The 17,203-nt window shown below is 70.1% G+C and carries 11 protein-coding genes; 5 read left to right on the top strand and 6 right to left on the bottom strand.

Annotation, left to right across the window (positions count from 1 at the left end; genetic code table 11):
• Window positions 1–220 precede the first annotated feature (220 nt).
• Window positions 221–1,450 (top strand): cysteine--1-D-myo-inosityl 2-amino-2-deoxy-alpha-D-glucopyranoside ligase, encoded by a 1,230-nt coding sequence (mshC, locus tag ABZ948_RS38760; protein WP_359767819.1) that lies wholly within the window; start codon window positions 221–223, stop codon window positions 1,448–1,450.
• A gap of 75 nt (window positions 1,451–1,525) precedes the next feature.
• On the opposite strand, the gene ABZ948_RS38755 is transcribed toward mshC, so the two are convergent.
• The 6 genes from ABZ948_RS38755 to ABZ948_RS38730 all read right to left on the bottom strand — a co-directional run bounded on the left by ABZ948_RS38755 (window position 1,526) and on the right by ABZ948_RS38730 (window position 8,538).
• Window positions 1,526–2,509 carry a PAC2 family protein gene (locus ABZ948_RS38755; RefSeq protein WP_359767817.1) on the bottom strand — a complete coding sequence of 328 codons (984 nt, stop codon included), beginning with the start codon at window positions 2,507–2,509 and terminating at the stop codon, window positions 1,526–1,528.
• A gap of 158 nt (window positions 2,510–2,667) precedes the next feature.
• Window positions 2,668–3,339: a FadR/GntR family transcriptional regulator gene (locus ABZ948_RS38750; protein ID WP_359767815.1), complete on the bottom strand. Its 672-nt coding sequence runs from the start codon at window positions 3,337–3,339 to the stop codon at window positions 2,668–2,670.
• 126 nt (window positions 3,340–3,465) lie between these two features.
• Window positions 3,466–5,082 carry a glycerol-3-phosphate dehydrogenase/oxidase gene (locus ABZ948_RS38745; RefSeq protein WP_359767813.1) on the bottom strand — a complete coding sequence of 539 codons (1,617 nt, stop codon included), beginning with the start codon at window positions 5,080–5,082 and terminating at the stop codon, window positions 3,466–3,468.
• Window positions 5,083–5,090: 8 nt separating this feature from the next.
• Window positions 5,091–6,629: a glycerol kinase GlpK gene (glpK, locus tag ABZ948_RS38740; RefSeq protein WP_359767811.1), complete on the bottom strand. Its 1,539-nt coding sequence runs from the start codon at window positions 6,627–6,629 to the stop codon at window positions 5,091–5,093.
• 85 nt (window positions 6,630–6,714) lie between these two features.
• Entirely contained in the window at window positions 6,715–7,509 is a 795-nt protein-coding gene (locus ABZ948_RS38735) for an MIP/aquaporin family protein (RefSeq protein WP_359767809.1), read from the bottom strand.
• Window positions 7,510–7,773: 264 nt separating this feature from the next.
• Window positions 7,774–8,538 (bottom strand): IclR family transcriptional regulator, encoded by a 765-nt coding sequence (locus tag ABZ948_RS38730; protein WP_359767807.1) that lies wholly within the window; start codon window positions 8,536–8,538, stop codon window positions 7,774–7,776.
• Between the two features lie 455 nt (window positions 8,539–8,993).
• Between ABZ948_RS38730 and metH the strand changes: the two genes are divergently transcribed.
• From metH to ABZ948_RS38710, 4 genes are all read left to right on the top strand, one after another.
• Window positions 8,994–12,509, top strand: a complete 3,516-nt coding sequence (gene metH, locus ABZ948_RS38725; protein WP_359767805.1) for a methionine synthase — start codon at window positions 8,994–8,996, stop codon at window positions 12,507–12,509.
• A 170-nt stretch (window positions 12,510–12,679) separates the two neighbouring features.
• Window positions 12,680–13,381: an HAD family hydrolase gene (locus ABZ948_RS38720; RefSeq protein ID WP_359767803.1), complete on the top strand. Its 702-nt coding sequence runs from the start codon at window positions 12,680–12,682 to the stop codon at window positions 13,379–13,381.
• A 408-nt stretch (window positions 13,382–13,789) separates the two neighbouring features.
• Window positions 13,790–15,394, top strand: a complete 1,605-nt coding sequence (locus ABZ948_RS38715; protein ID WP_359767801.1) for an ABC transporter substrate-binding protein — start codon at window positions 13,790–13,792, stop codon at window positions 15,392–15,394.
• 108 nt (window positions 15,395–15,502) lie between these two features.
• Entirely contained in the window at window positions 15,503–17,086 is a 1,584-nt protein-coding gene (locus ABZ948_RS38710; protein WP_359767799.1) for an ABC transporter substrate-binding protein, read from the top strand.
• The last annotated feature ends 117 nt before the right edge of the window (window positions 17,087–17,203 follow it).

Raw genomic sequence — 17,203 nt, 5'->3', positions numbered from 1 at the left:
GGCACGCCGAGAGCACGCTCCCCCAAGCTCTCGGCTTCGCTCGAGCAGGGGGGACCCCCATGACGCCGCAGGGCCCGCCCTCCGGGCGAACGACGGGACTTTGCGGACACCCCCTAGCGGCCTGGGCATCACAGTCGCCCGGCTTGCGCAAGAGGGCCTTCTCGGCCGTCCGGCCCGCTCCCATTCGTATATGGAACTTCAGTCCGGTTAGGCTCATGGCATGCATGCCTGGCCCGCTTCCGAGGTCCCCGCCCTGCCTGGTCAGGGCCGCGACCTGAGGATCCACGACACCGCGACCGGCGGCCTCGTCACCCTCGACCCCGGTCCCGTCGCCCGTATCTACGTCTGTGGCATCACCCCGTACGACGCCACGCACCTGGGACACGCGGCGACCTACAACGCGTTCGACCTCGTGCAGCGCGTGTGGCTCGACACCAAGCGGCAGGTTCACTACGTCCAGAACGTCACCGACGTCGACGACCCGCTCCTGGAGCGGGCCCAGCGCGACGGCCTCGACTGGGCCGCGCTCGCCGAGCAGGAGACCGCCCTCTTCCGCGAGGACATGACGGCCCTGCGGATGCTGCCGCCGCGGCAGTACATCGGCGCCGTCGAGGCGATACCCGGGATCGTCCCGCTCGTCGAGCGCCTCAGGGACGCGGGCGCCGCGTACGAACTCGACGGCGACGTCTACTTCTCCGTCGAATCCGACCCGCACTTCGGCAAGGTCTCCCACCTCGACGCCGCGGCGATGCGGCTGCTGTCCGCCGAGCGCGGCGGCGACCCGGACCGGCCGGGCAAGAAGAACCCGCTCGACCCGATGCTGTGGATGGCGGCCCGGGAGGGCGAGCCCAGCTGGGACGGCGGCTCGCTCGGGCGCGGACGGCCCGGCTGGCACATCGAGTGCGTGGCCATCGCCCTCGACCACCTCGGCATGGGCTTCGACATCCAGGGCGGCGGCTCCGACCTCGCCTTCCCGCACCACGAGATGGGCGCCTCGCACGCCCAGGCCCTCACGGGCGAGTTCCCCATGGCCAAGGCGTACGTGCACGCCGGCATGGTCGCTCTGGACGGCGAGAAGATGTCCAAGTCCAAGGGGAACCTGGTCTTCGTCTCCAAGCTCCGGCGCGACGGCGTCGACCCGGCCGCCATCCGGCTCACGCTGCTCGCCCACCACTACCGCGCCGACTGGGAGTACACCGACCAGGTCCTCCAGGACGCCGTCGCACGGCTCGGCCGCTGGCGCGCCGCCGTGTCCCGGCCCGACGGCCCGTCGGCGGAGGCGCTCGTGGAGGAGATCCGCGAGGCTCTCGCGAACGACCTGGACGCCCCGGCCGCGCTCGCCGCGGTCGACCGCTGGGCCGCACGGCAGGAGGAGAGCGGCGGCACGGACGAGGCGGCACCCGGCGTGGTCTCCCGCGCGGTGGACGCGTTGCTGGGCGTCGCGCTGTAGCCGAGAACGCGCTGAGGGGCGTCTCCCGTGCGGGAGACGCCCCTTTTCGCTGCCTCAGCGCTCGGTGGTCGGTGCTCAGTCCTCCGACGACTCGTCGTCGTCCGTGCCCGGCTTGGGCGGCTTCGGCGGTCGTGTCCGGCCGCTGGGGTTGTCCCGGAGGTACGACTGGCTGTCGCTGCCGTCCGCCGTCGCGTGCCCGCCGGAAGCGGGCGGTCCGCCCCCGTCCCGGCGCCGCAGATACCGCTCGAACTCGCGGGCGATCGCCTCGCCCGACGCCTCCGGCAGCTCCGCGGTGTCCCGGGCCTCCTCCAGCGACTGGACGTACTCGGCGACCTCGCTGTCCTCGGCGGCCAGCTGGTCCACGCCGACCTGCCAGGCGCGCGCGTCCTCGGGCAGTTCGCCCAGCGGGATGCGCACGTCGATCAGGTCCTCCAGGCGGTTCAGCAGGGCCAGTGTGGCCTTCGGGTTCGGCGGCTGCGACACGTAGTGCGGCACCGCCGCCCAGAGCGACACGGCCGGCACGCCCGCGTGCGTGCACGCCTCCTGGAGGACGCCGACGATGCCCGTGGGGCCCTCGTACTTGGTCTCCTCCAGGTCCATGCGGCGGGCCAGGTCCGGGTCGGACGTCGTCCCGCTGATCGGCACCGGACGGGTGTGCGGGGTGTCACCGAGCAGGGCGCCCAGGACGACCACCAGTTCCACGCCCAGTTCGTGCGCGAAGGCGAGCAGTTCGTTGCAGAACGAACGCCATCGCATGGACGGCTCGATACCGCGGACCAGGACGAGATCACGCGGCTTCTCGCCGCCCACCCGGACGACCGACAACCTTGTCGTCGGCCACGTGATCTTGCGGACGCCCGCTTCCATGAACACCGTGGGGCGGTTGACCTGGAAGTCGTAGTAGTCCTCGGCGTCGAGCGCCGCGAACACCTCGCCCTTCCATTCCCTGTCCAGATGCGCGACCGCGGTGGAGGCGGCGTCGCCGGCATCGTTCCAGCCCTCGAACGCGGCCACCATGACCGGGTCGATCAGCTCGGGAACCCCCTCGAGCTCGATCACCCAGTGCCTCCTTCCGACGTGCCCTCGCTTGACCACCCAACCTTACGGCGTGCCAAGGGGGCGTCCGCAGCCCCCTTGCAGGGGGAGTGACCCCATGACTGCCCCGTGATCCACCCCTGAACACCCCGGAGTCATCCGAGCTGTCCGTGAGGCCCTGGTCACAGGGTGGAGCGCAGCCACTGCTCCACGCTCGCGATGTGCACCGTCGCCCAGGAGCGCGCCGCCTCGGCGTCCCGGTCGCGCAGGGCGGCGAGGATCGCCCGGTGCTCGCGCAGGGTGCGGCCCACGGCGTCCTCCTGGGTGAGACCGCGCCAGATCCGGGCCCGGGTGGTGGGGCCCGACAGGCCGTCGAGCAGCGAGCACAGCACGGAGTTGCCCGAGCTCTGCACGATGCCCCGGTGGAACTCCAGGTCGCAGGCGACCAGGTCCTCCACGGACGGGTCCTCGCCGAGCCGGTCCAGCTGGGCCGTGAGCGCGTCGAGCTGCTGCTCGCTGATCCGCAGCGCCGCCATCGCCGTGGCGGCCGGTTCCAGGATGCGGCGCACGGCCAGGAACTCCAGGACCGTGTCGTCGCGGTGGAAGTCGACGACGAAGCTCAGCGCCTCCAGCAGCAGTTGGGGATCGAGGCTGGTGACGTACGTGCCGTCGCCCTGCCGGACGTCCAGGATCCGGATGAGGGAGAGCGCGCGGACGGCCTCCCGCAGGGAGTTGCGGGACAGCCCGAGGTCGGCGGCGAGTTCGCTCTCCTTGGGCAGCCGGTCGCCCGGCCGCAGCGCGCCGGAGACGATCATGTCCTTGATCTTCTCGATCGCCTCGTCGGTGACTGCCATGGGCGGCCTCCCTGTCGCTTAAGACCTCCGACGTATCAGGTCATTATGCGGGGCCGGGTACGCGGAAGGGACGGCTCCGTCGGCGTGGAGCCGTCCCTTCCCGCACGCGGTTCCCCGAGTGCGTCCCTACTTCTTGTCGAGCAGGTCCTGGACCTTGGTCCGGACGTCGTCCGTGGCCAGCCCGCGGATCGTCAGCGTCGTCCGGCGGCGCAGCACGTCGTCCTGCGTCTCGGCCCACTCGTGGTCCCGGGCCCAGACGACCTGCGCCCAGATCTCCGGGGCGTCGGGGTGGACGCGCTCGGCGAGTTCAGGGTTGTCGTTGGCCAGGCGGGCGATGTCGAAGGCCAGCGAGCCGTAGTGCGTGGCCAGGTGCCGGGCCGTGTCGGCCGCCATGCGCGGGCCGGGGGCCGGGCGGTCGGTCAGCAGCCGGTGGGCGACCGCGCGCGGGTTGGCGATGCCGGGCAGCGGCAGCTTCTTCGGCAGCGAGCTGATCGGCTCGAAGTCGTCGCCGAGCGGGTGGCCGGGCAGCGCCTCCAGCTTCTTCATGATCGTCCGGCCGATGTGGCGGAAGGTCGTCCACTTGCCGCCCGCGACGGACAGCATGCCGCCCCTGCCCTCGGTGACGACCGTCTCGCGCTTGGCCTTGGCCGTGTCGCCGGGGCCGCCGGGCAGCACCCGCAGGCCGGCGAAGGAGTACGTGATGAGGTCACGGCTGAGCTGCTGGTCGCGGACCGAGAAGGCGGCCTCGTCCAGGATCTGGGTTATGTCCTGCTCGGTGACCGAGACGTCCGCCGGGTCGCCCTCGAACACCTCGTCGGTCGTGCCGAGGAGCAGCATGTCCTCCCAGGGGAGGGCGAAGGTGATGCGGTACTTGTCGATCGGGGTGGCGAGCGCGGCCTTCCAGGGGGAGGTGCGCTTCAGGACCAGGTGCGCGCCCTTCGACAGGCGGATGGAGGGCGCCGCGTTCGGGTTCTCCATCCTGCGCAGGTGGTCGACCCAGGGACCGGTCGCGTTCAGCACCAGCCGGGCGTTGACGCCGAACTCGTCGCCGGACAGGCGGTCCTTCAGCTCGGCGCCGGTGACCCGGCCCTGGGTGAAGCGCAGGCCGGTGACCTCGGCGTGGTTGAGGACGACCGCCCCGGCCTCGACGGCCGCGCGGACCGTCATCAGCGCCATGCGGGCGTCGTTCATCTGGTCGTCGCCGTACACGGCCACGGCCTTGAGGTTCTCGGTGCGCAGCTCGGGCACGTCCTGCGCGGCCTTGGCCGGCGACAGCAGGTGTCCGACGCCGTCACCGAACGCGGAGAGCGCGGAGTAGGCGAAGACGCCCGCCCCGAGCTTCGCCGCGCCGTGCGGCCCGCCCTTGTACACGGGGAGGTAGAACGTGAGCGGGTTCGCCAGGTGGGGGGCCACCTGGCGGGAGACCGCACGGCGCTCGAAGTGGTTCTCCGCCACCAGCTTCACGGCGCCGGTCTGCAGGTAGCGCAGGCCGCCGTGGAGCAGCTTGGAGGAGGCGGAGGAGGTGGCACCGGCGAAGTCGCCGGCGTCGACCAGAGCCACCCTGAGGCCGGACTGCGCGGCGTGCCAGGCGGTGGAGATGCCCAGGATGCCGCCGCCGATCACGAGAAGGTCGTACGACGCCTTGGCGAGCTGCTCCCTGGTCTCGGCTCGGCTCGGGTTCGAGCCGGAGGCCGGGTGCGTTCCCAGGGCAGGCACGGACTGCAGGGTGGACTGACTGGTCATGCGGTTTCTTACTCCTCGTCCTCGAGCCAGCCCATGGTCCGCTCGACGGCCTTGAGCCAGTTCTTGTACTCACGGGCGCGGGTGTCCGCGTCCATGCGGGGGGTCCACTCGGCGGCCCGGCGCCAGTTGGCGCGCAGGTCGTCGGTGCTGTTCCAGAAGCCGACGGCGAGGCCGGCGGCGTAGGCGGCGCCGAGGCAGGTGGTCTCGGCGACCATCGGGCGCACCACGGGGGCGTCGACGAAGTCGGCGAGGGTCTGCATCAGCAGGTTGTTGGAGGTCATGCCGCCGTCGACCTTGAGGGCGGCCAGCTCGACACCGGAGTCCTTCGTCATGGCGTCGGCGATCTCCCGCGTCTGCCAGGCGGTCGCCTCCAGGACGGCACGGGCCAGGTGCGCCTTGGTGACGTACCGGGTCAGACCGGCGATCACGCCGCGGGCGTCGGAGCGCCAGTACGGGGCGAACAGGCCGGAGAAGGCCGGCACGAAGTAGGCGCCGCCGTTGTCCTCGACGGAGAGCGCGAGCGTCTCGATCTCGGCGGCGGTGGAGATCAGGCCCATCTGGTCGCGCATCCACTGCACCAGTGAGCCGGTGACGGCGATCGAGCCCTCCAGGGCGTAGACCGTGTCCTGGTCGCCGATCTTGTAGCCGACGGTGGTCAGCAGGCCGCTGTAGGAGTTGATGATCTTGTCACCGGTGTTCATCACCATGAAGGTGCCGGTGCCGTAGGTCGACTTGGTCTCGCCCTCGGAGAAGCAGGTCTGGCCGAACAGGGCCGCCTGCTGGTCGCCGAGCGCGGAGGCGACCGGGATGCCGCCGAGCAGGTCGCCCAGCTTGCCGCCCTTGATCTCGCCGTAGACCTCGGCGGAGGAGCGGATCTCCGGCAGCACCTGCTTCGGGACGCCGATCGACTCGCAGATCTTGTCGTCCCACTCCATGGTGTGGAGGTTCATGAGCATCGTGCGGGAGGCGTTCGTCACGTCCGTGACGTGCTCGCCGCCGTCGACACCGCCGGTCAGGTTCCAGATGACCCAGGTGTCCATGGTGCCGAAGAGGATGTCGCCCGCCTCGGCGCGCTCCTTCAGCCCGTCGACGTTGTCGAGCAGCCAGCGGGCCTTCGGACCGGCGAAGTAGGAGGCGAGGGGAAGGCCGGTCTCGCGGCGGAAGCGGTCCTGGCCGACGTTGCGGCCGAGCTCGCGGCAGAGGGCGTCGGTGCGGGTGTCCTGCCAGACGATGGCGTTGTGGACGGGCTCACCGGTGTTCCTGTCCCACAGCACGGTCGTCTCGCGCTGGTTGGTGATGCCGATGGCCTTGATGTCGTCACGGGTGATGCCGGCCTTCTCGATGGCCCCGGCGACGACCTCCTGGACGTTCGTCCAGATCTCGGTGGCGTTGTGCTCGACCCAGCCCGGCTTGGGGAAGATCTGCTCGTGCTCCTTCTGGTCGACGGAGACGATCCGGCCGTCCCGGTCGAAGACGATGCAGCGGCTGGAGGTGGTGCCCTGGTCGATGGCGGCGATGAAGGGGCCGGCGGTGTGCGCGTCGGTCACTGTGTGCTCCTGGTAATTCCGGGTTTATGGGGCTTTACGTACGGCGCGTGCTGGAAGTTTCGCGACGAGCGCGAAAGAAGGGTTCCTAAGCGAAAGCGACGTTGTAGATGCCTGCCGCGATGGCGCCGCCGATCAGCGGACCCACCACGGGGACCCAGGCGTAGCCCCAGTCGGAGCCACCCTTGTTGGGCAGCGGCAGCAGGGCGTGCACGATACGCGGACCGAGGTCACGGGCCGGGTTGATCGCGTACCCCGTCGGGCCGCCGAGGGAGAGGCCGATGGAGACCACCACGAGGGCGGTGATCAGGGCCCCGAGGGGGCCCAGGCCGTTGCCCTTGTCGTTCAGGCCCTGGGTGAGCACGGCCAGCACCAGCACGATCGTGCCGATGATCTCCGTGGCGACGTTCTGCCAGGCGACCCGGACCTCGGGGCCGGTGGAGAAGACGCCCAGCACGGGGCCGGCGCCCGTCTCCTGGGCCTCGACGGCCTTGGCCGCCGTGTCCTGTGCCCCCGGACCGCCGACGATCTCGCGGTCGGTGAGGTGGGCGTGGAACTGGCCGTAGTAGGCGATCCAGACCAGGGCGGCACCGATCATGGCGCCGAGGAGCTGGCCGGCCCAGTAGACCGGGACGTTGCTCCAGTCGCCGTCCTTGATCGCGAGAGCGAGCGTGACGGCCGGGTTCAGATGGGCGCCGGACAGCGGCGCCGTCGTGTAGACCGCCGTGAGCACCGCGAAGCCCCACCCGAAGGTGATGGCGAGCCAGCCGGCGTTGCGGGCCTTGGAAGCCTTGAGCGTCACGGCGGCGCAGACTCCGCCGCCGAGCAGGATGAGTATGGCGGTACCGATGGTCTCGCCGATGAAGATGTCGGAGCTGGACACCCGCGACTCCTTTGTCCTTCGTCCAGGGGGAAGTGCGATACCGGCCTGGCGTTGTCACACTCTAGCGCGTATTGCCGGTAGCTGTTCGACAATGTCGACCGATGGACGGGAGTCTTGCTTCGGCGTTACGAGCACGTCAAGGGCTGTGTTGTCGAAAACACGATCGTTACTGATCGCCGCGGTCCCAAGGATCTTTGCCGCAGGTGAGCCCGGGCATGCCGAGGACCGGGACGCCGTGCGGCGCCCCGGTCCCGTCCTGTTCCGTCAGAACCGCCCGGCGCCCAGGTCCCGCGAGACCGCGCGGGCGCAGTCCCGGACCGCCGCGATCAGCTCGGGGCGCAGCTCCCCGTCGCGGCACAGCCGCTCCACGGCGCCCGTGATGCCGACCGAGCCGACCGGCATGCGCCGCCGGTCGTGGATGGGGGCCGCGAGGGAGGCGACGCCCTCCCAGGTCTCCTCCACGTCCGCCGCGTACCCGCGCGCGCGGGTGACGTCGAGGATGTGCTCGAAGTCCTCCGGCTCGCACACCGTCCGGTCCGTGAAGGCCTTGCGGTCGGCCTCCAGGGCCTCGCTGTGCGCCACCGGGTCGTAGGCCGACAGCACCTTGCCCAGGGCCGTGGAGTGCAGCGGCTGCATGGCGCCGATCTCCAGCACCTGCCGGCTGTCGTCCGGCCGGAAGACGTGGTGCACGATCAGCACGCCCTGCTGGTGCAGGACGCCCAGGTAGACGCTCTCGCCGCTGGAGCGGGCCAGGTCGTCGGTCCACACCAGGGCGCGTGCCCGCAGCTCGTGGACGTCGAGGTAGGTGGTGCCCAGGCGCAGCAGCTCCGCGCCCAGCTGGTAGCGCCCGGAGGCGTCGTCCTGCTCCACGAAGCCCTCCTGCTGGAGGGTGCGCAGGATGCCGTGGGCGGTGCCCTTGGCCAGGCCCAGCGACGAGGCGATGTCCGACAGGCCGAGCCGCCGCTCGCCGCCCGCGAGGAGCCGCAGCATCGCGGCCGCCCGTTCGAGCGACTGGATGTTCCGTGCCATCGCCGTACTGCCTCCGTCCCCTTCGACCGCCGACAGGTGGGGCCCGCAGCCCTCGTTCGGCAATGTCGAACACTACCGGTCGATGCCGACCTCTCGCTAATGGCGGGTCGCCACATGTTGCGGCATCGATGCACCGACGGATGCTCATGGGGCGTGAAGACGGGTGCTCATGGTCGCACCGGCGGATGCCCATGGGTCGCGCAGATGGGTGCCCATGGGCCGCACGGCCGGGTGCTCATGAGGCGCACGGACGGAGGCTGATGGGTCGCACAGCCGGGTGTTCAACACATCTCACAGTGGCCGTCCCGCCGCTCTCGGCGTCCGCCCCGTGGACGCGCTGCCCATCCGGGCCGACTCCCGGTTAGGCTGGCGCCGTGCGCCTCACCCCCGGATGCCCTCCGGATGTCCGGGAAGCCGCATAGCCGACAGCCGTCGCATCCGAGGGAGCCCTTTACATGGCCTCGTTGCCGCTGACCCCTTCCACAGACAGCCGGACCCGCGTGTCCGCCCTCCGAGAGGCCCTGGCCACCCGTGTGGTCGTGGCCGACGGAGCCATGGGCACCATGCTCCAGGCGCAGGACCCCACGCTCGAGGACTTCGAGAATCTCGAGGGCTGCAACGAGATCCTCAACGTGACCCGGCCGGACATCGTCCGCTCCGTCCACGACGCGTACTTCGCGGTCGGCGTCGACTGCGTCGAGACCAACACCTTCGGCGCCAACCACTCGGCCATGGCCGAGTACGAGATCGCCGACCGGATCCACGAGCTGTCCGAGGCCGGCGCCCGCATCGCCCGCGAGGTGGCCGACGAGTACGCCGCCGGCGACGGCCGCCCCCGCTGGGTCCTGGGCTCGGTCGGCCCCGGCACCAAGCTGCCCACGCTCGGCCACATCACCTACGGCGCGATCCGCGACGGCTACCAGGCCAACGCCGAGGGCCTGCTCGCCGGCGGCGCCGACGCGCTGATCGTGGAGACCACCCAGGACCTGCTCCAGACCAAGGCGTCCGTCCTGGGCGCCCGCCGGGCCATGGAGGCCACCGGCGTCGAGGTGCCCCTGCTGTGCTCGATGGCCTTCGAGACCACCGGCACCATGCTGCTCGGCTCCGAGATCGGCGCGGCCCTGACCGCCCTGGAGCCCCTCGGCATCGACATGATCGGCCTGAACTGCTCCACCGGCCCGGCCGAGATGAGCGAGCACCTGCGCTACCTCACGCGCCACTCGCGCATCCCGCTGCTCTGCATGCCGAACGCCGGCCTGCCGATTCTCACCAAGGACGGCGCGCACTTCCCGCTCGACCCCGAGGGCCTGGCCGACGCCCAGCAGAACTTCGTCCGGGACTACGGCCTGTCCCTGGTCGGCGGCTGCTGCGGCACCACGCCGGAGCACCTGCGGCAGCTGGTGGAGCGCGTCCGGGACGTCACCCCGACCGAGCGCGCCCCGCAGCCCGAGCCGGGCGCGGCCTCCCTCTACCAGAGCGTGCCGTTCCGGCAGGACACGTCGTACCTGGCCATCGGCGAGCGCACCAACGCCAACGGCTCGAAGAAGTTCCGCGAGGCCATGCTCGACGGCCGCTGGGACGACTGTGTCGAGATGGCCCGCGAGCAGATCCGCGAGGGCGCGCACATGCTCGACCTGTGCGTGGACTACGTCGGCCGGGACGGCGTCGCCGACATGGAGGAGCTGGCCGGCCGCTTCGCCACCGCCTCCACGCTGCCGATCGTGCTGGATTCCACCGAGGTCGACGTCATCCGGGCCGGGCTGGAGAAGCTCGGCGGCCGCGCGGTGATCAACTCGGTGAACTACGAGGACGGCGACGGCCCCGAGTCCCGCTTCGCCAAGGTCACGCAGCTCGCCAAGGAGCACGGCGCCGCCCTCATCGCGCTCACCATCGACGAGGAGGGCCAGGCCCGCACCGCCGAGAAGAAGGTCGAGATCGCCGAACGGCTCATCGACGACCTCACCGGCAACTGGGGCATCCACGAGGAGGACATCCTCGTCGACTGCCTGACCTTCACCATCTGCACCGGCCAGGAGGAGTCCCGCAAGGACGGCATCGCCACCATCGAGGGCATCCGCGAGCTGAAGCGGCGCCACCCGAAGGTGCAGACCACCCTCGGCCTGTCCAACATCTCCTTCGGCCTCAACCCGGCCGCCCGCATCCTGCTGAACTCCGTCTTCCTCGACGAGTGCGTCAAGGCGGGCCTGGACTCGGCGATCGTGCACGCGTCGAAGATCCTGCCGATCGCCCGCTTCAGCGAGGAGGAGGTCCAGACCGCCCTGGACCTCATCTACGACCGCCGCGCCGAGGGCTACGACCCGCTGCAGAAGCTCATGCAGCTCTTCGAGGGCGCCACCGCCAAGTCCCTCAAGGCCGGCAAGGCCGAGGAACTGGCCGCCCTGCCGCTGGACGAGCGCCTGCAGCGCCGCATCATCGACGGCGAGCGCAACGGCCTGGAAGCGGACCTGGACGAGGCCCTCCAGGAGCGGCCCGCGCTCGACATCGTCAACGAGACCCTGCTGGAGGGCATGAAGGTCGTCGGCGAGCTGTTCGGCTCCGGCCAGATGCAGCTGCCGTTCGTCCTGCAGTCCGCCGAGGTGATGAAGGCCGCCGTCGCCCACCTCGAACCGCACATGGAGAAGACCGACGAGGGCGGCAAGGGCACCATCGTCCTCGCCACCGTGCGCGGCGACGTGCACGACATCGGCAAGAACCTCGTCGACATCATCCTGACCAACAACGGCTACAACGTCGTCAACCTCGGCATCAAGCAGCCGGTCTCCGCGATCCTGGACGCCGCCGAGGAGCACAGGGCCGACGTCATCGGCATGTCCGGTCTCCTGGTCAAGTCCACCGTGATCATGAAGGAGAACCTGGAGGAGCTGAACCAGCGCGACCTGGCGGCGAAGTACCCGGTCATCCTCGGCGGTGCCGCCCTCACCCGCGCCTACGTCGAGCAGGACCTGCACGAGCTCTACGAGGGCGAGGTCCGCTACGCCCGCGACGCCTTCGAGGGCCTGCGCCTCATGGACGCCCTCATCGGCGTGAAGCGGGGCGTGCCGGGCGCGAAGCTGCCCGAGCTGAAGCAGCGCCGGGTCAGGGCCGCCGCCCCGGCCGCCGTGGAGGAGCGCCCCGAGGAGGGGCACGTCCGCTCCGACGTCGCCACCGACAACCCGGTCCCCGAGCCGCCCTTCTGGGGCACCCGCGTGATCAAGGGCGTCCAGCTCAAGGAGTACGCGAGCTGGCTCGACGAGGGCGCCCTGTTCAAGGGCCAGTGGGGCCTGAAGCAGGCCCGCACCGGCGAGGGCCCCTCCTACGAGGAACTCGTCGAGAGCGAGGGCCGCCCCCGGCTGCGCGGGCTGCTGGACCGGCTGCAGACGGAGAACCTGCTGGAGGCGGCCGTGGTCTACGGCTACTTCCCGTGCGTGTCCAAGGACGACGACCTGATCCTCCTGGACGAGCAGGGCAACGAGCGCACCCGCTTCACCTTCCCGCGCCAGCGCCGGGGCCGCCGCCTGTGCCTGGCCGACTTCTTCCGGCCGGAGGACTCCGGCGAGACGGACGTCGTGGGCCTGCAGGTCGTCACCGTCGGCTCCCGCATCGGCGAGGAGACCGCGCGCCTCTTCGAGGCCAACGCCTACCGGGACTACCTCGAACTGCACGGCCTGTCCGTGCAGTTGGCCGAGGCGCTCGCCGAGTACTGGCACGCGCGCGTGCGTTCCGAACTGGGCTTCGCCGGCGAGGACCCGGACGAGATGCAGGGCATGTTCGAGCTGAAGTACCGGGGCGCCCGCTTCAGCCTCGGCTACGGCGCCTGTCCCAACCTGGAGGACCGCGCCAAGATCGCCGACCTGCTCCAGCCGGAGCGCATCGGCGTCCACCTCTCGGAGGAGTTCCAGCTGCACCCCGAGCAGTCCACGGACGCCATCGTGATCCACCACCCGGAGGCCAAGTACTTCAACGCCCGCTGAGCCCGCCCCTCGGGCACACACCGCACCGCCCCCCGGCGTGCGGTCCGTGTGCCCCGGGGCACACGGGTTAAACGAGGCACTTCCGCCGCGCACGACGTAGACTGGCAGGTCCACTGCAGGCCGGTTCCCCCGTGGGAACCGGCCTGATCGTCCCTCAAGGAGGTAGGTGGATGACCAGTACGGTCCCCGCGCTCGGTACCCGGACGGCCGAAGGGTCGGCCCTCCAGGCCGTGCTCCTCGACATGGACGGCACCCTGGTGGACACGGAGGGCTTCTGGTGGGACGTCGAGGTCGAGGTCTTCGCCTCCCTCGGCCACACGCTCGACGAGTCCTGGCGCCATGTCGTGGTCGGCGGCCCCATGACCCGCAGCGCGGGGTTCCTGATCGAGGCCACCGGCGCCGACATCACCCTCGACGAGCTCACGGTCCTGCTCAACGACGGCTTCGAGGACCGCATCGGCCGCGCCCTGCCGCTGATGCCGGGCGCCGGCCGGCTGCTGGCCGAACTGTACGAGTACGAGATCCCCACAGCCCTCGTCTCCGCCTCGCACCGGCGCATCATCGACCGGGTGCTGACCTCGCTCGGCGCGCACCACTTCCGCCTCACCGTGGCGGGCGACGAGGTGCCGCGCACCAAGCCCCACCCCGACCCGTACCTGGCGGCCGCCGCCGGACTCGGCGTGGACCCGGTCCGCTGCGCCGTCATCGAGGACACCGCCACCGGCGTCGCCGCGGCCGAGGCCGCGGGCTGCCGGGTCGTGGCGGTGCCCTCCGTGGCCCCCATCGCCCCGGCCCTGAGGCGGACGGTCGTCAGCTCCCTGGAACAGGTCGACCTGACATTTCTGCACGGCTTGATGACGGAAATGCGCTAGCCGTTCACCCAGCGTGCAGCGGTGTTAGAGCGGTAATTCCGGAGGTGAATTCGACCCCCTCCGGACTGCCGAATTCCCGTGCGCCGAACCCGTTTACGGGTGTGACGTTCCCCACGCGACCCGGGGTCGACAGCCGATCCGGCGTGTGCTGCACACCCCCCGCAGGAGGCCGTCGGCGTGCCCTTGTGTCCCGATTGATGGAACGCTGCACCAAAGCTTCCGCTGTCGGGTTTTCGGTCTGTCCACGCCCGGTTCCGCTGCGTGATGGGTGCTCAACTCCGGTGGCTGCGAACCCTGCTGCCGGTCCGGACTAATCTCGTCGCGAGAACATCGCCCCACCCCCGTGATCCGCTGCGCCACCCCTGCATGCCGGGTACACGGAGTACACAGCTCTGGAGAAACTCGAGCATGAACCGCAAGACTTTGGTGCTGCCGGCCGTGATCGGCCTGCTCGCGCCGGTGCTCGCCGCCTGCGGCGGGTCCGACAGCGGGAGCAGCGACAGCGGCGCGATCGTCGTCGGCACCACGGACCGGTTCACCGCCTCGAAGGACGCCCCCGCGCCCCTCGACCCGGCGTACGCCTACGACGTCGGCACCTGGAACATCCTGCGCCAGACCGTGCAGACCCTGATGATCCAGCCGCGCGGCGAGGGCGAGCCGGTACCGGAGGCCGCCGAGCGGTGCGGCTTCACGGACACCGGCAACGAGCGCTACGCCTGCACCCTGCGCGACGGACTGAAGTTCGCCAACGGCGACCCCGTCACCGCGGCCGACGTCAAGTACTCCATCGACCGCGCCCGTTCCCTCAAGGCCGACAGTGGTGTCTTCGCCCTGCTGTCCACCATCGACACCGTCGAGACGCAGGGCGACCGCGAGGTCATCTTCCACCTCAAGACGGCCGACGCGACCTTCCCGTACAAGCTGTCGACCCCGGTCGCCGGCATCGTCGACCCCGACGACTACCCGAAGGACAAGCTGCGCGACGGCTTCGACCTGGAGGGCTCCGGCCCGTACACCCTCAAGGCGGACGTCGAGAACGGCGCGCTGGTCAAGGCCGAGTTCACCCGCAACCCCGACTACAAGGGGAGCCTGAAGGTGAACAACGACAAGATCGACATGGTCTCCTTCAAGGACGCCGACGCCATGGGCGAGGCGCTCGAGAAGGGCGACATCGACCTGATGACCCGCACCATGTCGCCGGACCAGATCCGCAAGCTCTCCGGTGACGCCGACACCGACGTCGACCTCGTCGAGATGCCCGGCCTGGAGATCCGCTACCTGGGCTTCAACACCGACGCCCCGACCGTCGAGTCCAAGGCCGTGCGCCAGGCGATGGCCCAGGTCATCAACCGCAGCGCGCTGGTCTCCAAGGTCTACGGCTCCCAGGCCGAGCCGCTGTACTCGCTGGTCCCGGCCACCGTCACCGGCCACTCCAACTCGTTCTTCAACAAGTACGGCGACCCCAACGTCACCAAGGCCCGCTCCCTGCTGAACCAGGCGAACATCACCACCCCGGTGAAGCTGACGCTGCACTACACCACCGACCACTACGGACCGGCCACCAAGAAGGAGTTCGAGGTCCTGCGCGACCAGCTGAACTCCAGCGGCCTGTTCGAGGTCGGCATCAAGGGCACGCCCTGGGACACCTTCCGCCCGGCCGAGAAGAAGGGCGAGTACGACGTCTACGGCATGGGCTGGTTCCCGGACTTCCCGGACGCGGACAACTTCCTCGCGCCGTTCCTCGACGCGGACAACACCCTCGGCTCGCCGTACGACAACAGCCGGATCCGCAACACCCTGATCCCGGAGTCCCGCCGAGAGGCGGACCGGCTGTCCGCCTCCGGCAGCCTGACGGACATTCAGGACATCGTCGCCAGTGACGTGCCGGTGCTGCCGCTGTGGCAGGGCAAGCAGTACGTCGCCGCGCGCGACGACATCACGGGTACCGCCTACGCCCTCAACTCCTCCTCGACGCTCCAGCTCTGGGAGCTCGGGCGGGGCGTGAGTGGCTGACGGACCCAATGGAACCCCGGGGCCTGTGACCGCGGCCCCCGGGGAGCCGTGCCCCGGAGCCGGGGACATGCTCCGGGTGTTCTCGAGAACCGACGACAAGGCACACACGTGAACATACGCAACCAGTGGCCGGTCCTGCCCATCGTGGCGGGGCTCGCCTCCGGCCTGCTCACCGGCTGTGGCACGGAGACCGGAGACTCCGCGGGGGAGGGCTCCAACGTGGTGGTGGGGATGTCCGACGACGTCCTGGCCACGGACCCCGCCTCCGGCTACGACCCCGGCTCCTGGCTGTTGTTCAACAACGTCTTCCAGTCGCTGCTCAGCTTCCCCAAGGGCGCCACGGAACCGCAGCCCGAGGCCGCCGAGAGCTGCGCCTTCACGGACACGCAGAGCTCGGTCTACCGGTGCACGCTGAAGGACGGTCTGAAGTTCAGCAACGGTGACGAACTCACCTCCGAGGACGTCAAGTTCTCCTTCGACCGGATGCTGAAGATCAACGACCCCGACGGGCCCGCGATCATGTTCCCCACGCTGGACGAGGTCGAGACGCCCGACGAGTCGACGGTCGTCTTCCACCTCAACACGTCCGACGCCACCTTCCCGAGCAAGATCGCCTCCGGCGCCGGCTCCATCGTCAACCACAACGAGTACGACGCGGACAAGCTGCGCACGGACCGGCAGGCCGTCGGCTCCGGCCCCTACAAGCTCGACTCGTTCGACGACGACCAGGCCGTCTTCTCCGTCAACGAGAACTACAAGGGCACCGCCAAGGTGAACAACTCCGGCGTGACGCTGAAGTTCTTCGACGGCGACCAGACCGCCCTGAAGCAGGCGATCCAGAACGAGGAGATCGACGTCGCCTACCGCGGCCTCACCGCGAGTGACATCGCCGACACCGAGAAGGCCGACAACGGCTCCGGTGTCGAGGTCGTCGAGGGAAGCAGCGCCGAGGTCCAGCACCTGGTGTTCAACATGGACGATCCGGTCGCCGGAAAGCTCGGCGTACGCAAGGCCATCGCCCACCTGCTGGACCGCGAAGCCCTCATCAGGGACGTCTACCAGGGCACCGCGACACCGCTGTACTCGATCATCCCGGCCGGTATCGCGGGCCACAACACTGCCTTCTTCGACACCTACGGCGCCCGCCCGTCCAAGTCCAAGGCCGAGGCCGCGCTGCGCGCCGACGGCATCAACGGCAAGGTGAAGCTGACCCTCTGGTCGACGCCGTCCCGCTACGGCCCCGCCACCGACCAGGAGCTGAACGCCATCGCCGGCCAGCTCAACGCCAGCGGCCTGTTCGACGCCGACGTCAAGTCCGTCGCCTTCGGCCAGTACGAGAAGGACATCGCGGCCGGCAAGTACGGCGTCTACGTCAAGGGCTGGGTGCCCGACTACCCGGACGCCGACAACTTCACGGCCCCCTTCTTCGGCAAGGGCAACGTGCTGAACAACAACTACGACAACAGCACCATCACCGGCTCGCTCATCCCGCGCACCGCGGCCCTGACCAACCGGGCCGCCACGGACAAGGAGTTCGGGGAGCTGCAGGACATCGTCGCCGACGAACTGCCCGTCCTGCCGGTGTGGCAGGCCAAGCAGTACGCGGTTGTCCGCGACGGCGTCTACGGCCTGGAGTACTGCCTCGACGCGTCGACCGTGTTCCGCTTCTGGGAGCTGAGCAAGGACGCCTGACGCCCGCCTGTGAAGAGGCCGCTCCCTGTCTGTCGGCAGGGTGCAGGCCCGCTCCGGAGGGGTACGGGAACATGTCCATGATGAACTTCTTGGGCCGGGCGGCGATCTCCCGGTCGC

Source organism: Streptomyces olindensis, assembly GCF_040645895.1.
Classification (GTDB): domain Bacteria; phylum Actinomycetota; class Actinomycetes; order Streptomycetales; family Streptomycetaceae; genus Streptomyces; species Streptomyces olindensis.
This window is presented reverse-complemented; position numbering and strand designations above follow the sequence as displayed.